Consider the following 1,570-nt stretch of genomic DNA (forward strand, 5'->3'; position numbering starts at 1 on the left):
CCGACCCCAAAGTACAGCAGTACTGGAACGACGCTTTCGACGGCGTTTTTTCGGGGCAGATCAACAGCTGGGCCTATCCGTGGTGCTACACGATCTGGATCAATAACGGCCTGTGCATCTGCCCGAACCAGAACCTGATCTCCAACATCGGCTTCGGCGAGGACGCCACCCACACCCGGGAAAGCTCCGGCTCCCTGGCCAATCTGCCGCTGCAACCCATCCCGGCCGTCCGGCATCCCAGCTTCATCATCGAGAACATCTCGGCCACCGAATACTCGGCCAATCACTACTTCAAGAAAGCCGGCTGGGTGACCACGAAAGCGGAAAATCTCCGGAGACGCCTGGGTCTGAAGAACTAATACTATTTTTGGCCGGTACTTTCCGCCTGCCGGATCGTTATCTACTGAAACGGCCTGTCCTATGAATTGCCATATCTGCCAAACGCCCGCCAACGAAAGTTTCCGGACTCAGGTATTGTTCAAATACGATGTCAGGTATTACCGCTGCCCCGACTGCGGTTTTATCCAGACCGAAGAACCTTACTGGCTCCGGGAAGCATATGAATCGGCGATCACTTCGCTGGATCTGGGGCTGGTCTCCCGAAATCTGCTGTGGGCGCCGGCCGTGGAGGCCATTATCCGGAAGTGGTTTCCGCCCGAAGGCCCGTTTCTCGATTATGGCGGGGGCTACGGTATGTTCGTCCGGATGATGCGCGACCGCGGCTTTCCGTTCGTGCGGCAGGATAATTACTGCGAGAACCTGTTTGCCGTCCATTTCGACCTGACCGACCAGCCGCCCGGCCAGACCTTCGAGCTGATTACGGCCTTCGAAGTGTTCGAGCATCTGGTCGATCCGGTAGCGACCGTGGAACAAATGCTCCGGCTCGGCAAAAGCATCCTGTTCACCACCGAACTGGTTCCGCACCCGGGCGTGACGCCCGAAACCTGGCGGTATTTCATTCCGGAAACCGGCCAGCACGTTTCCCTGTTCACGAAGGAATCGCTCCACCGCCTTGCCGAACGGTTTCATCTTCAATTATTTACCGAGGGAAAAGACCTGCATCTGCTGACGGGCCGCCCGGCCGACTCCAAATGGCTGCGGTGGTTTACCGACCCCAGAAAAGCGAACCTTTACAACTATTTCCACCCGCTCCGGGTCCACTCCCTGTTGAACGACGATCTGAAAACCGCCTACACGCACTTAAAGAAAGCCCCCCATGAGGACGCCCATTGATAACTCCCCCGTATTTTTGTAACTTCATTGCCGAAATCGACAAACTACTCATTAAAGCACCCTCAGGATCTTCTGTCCCCCGTGTCCATACAATTAGACATTCCTGTCCTTTTGATCCTTTTTAACCGGCCACAGCACGCCCGTCGGATTTTTGAACGCATCCGGGAGGCTCAGCCGACCCGGCTGTACCTGGCCGTCGACGGCCCGCGCCCGGGACGGCCGGCCGAACGGGGAAAAGTCGATGAGTGCATCGCCCTGGCCGGGGAGGTCGACTGGCCCTGCGAAGTGTTTCAGTTGGTGCAGGAGAAGAATCTGGGCTGTCGGCGGGCCGTCAGCA

Annotated in this window: 1 protein-coding gene and 2 pseudogenes; all 3 read left to right on the forward strand. The window is 57.4% G+C overall.

Annotated elements, in window-relative coordinates:
• A pseudogene (locus tag DX909_RS29720) lies at positions 1 to 359 on the forward strand (hypothetical protein); the annotation flags it as partial.
• 61 nt (positions 360 to 420) lie between these two features.
• On the forward strand, positions 421 to 1,233 hold the full coding sequence (locus DX909_RS29265) for a class I SAM-dependent methyltransferase (protein ID WP_128548866.1): 813 nt from the start codon (positions 421 to 423) through the stop codon (positions 1,231 to 1,233).
• Positions 1,234 to 1,344: 111 nt separating this feature from the next.
• A pseudogene (locus DX909_RS29270) lies at positions 1,345 to 1,570 on the forward strand (nucleotide-diphospho-sugar transferase); the annotation flags it as partial.

This window comes from Larkinella soli (assembly GCF_003703975.1).
In the GTDB taxonomy this organism is placed as follows: domain Bacteria; phylum Bacteroidota; class Bacteroidia; order Cytophagales; family Spirosomataceae; genus Larkinella; species Larkinella soli.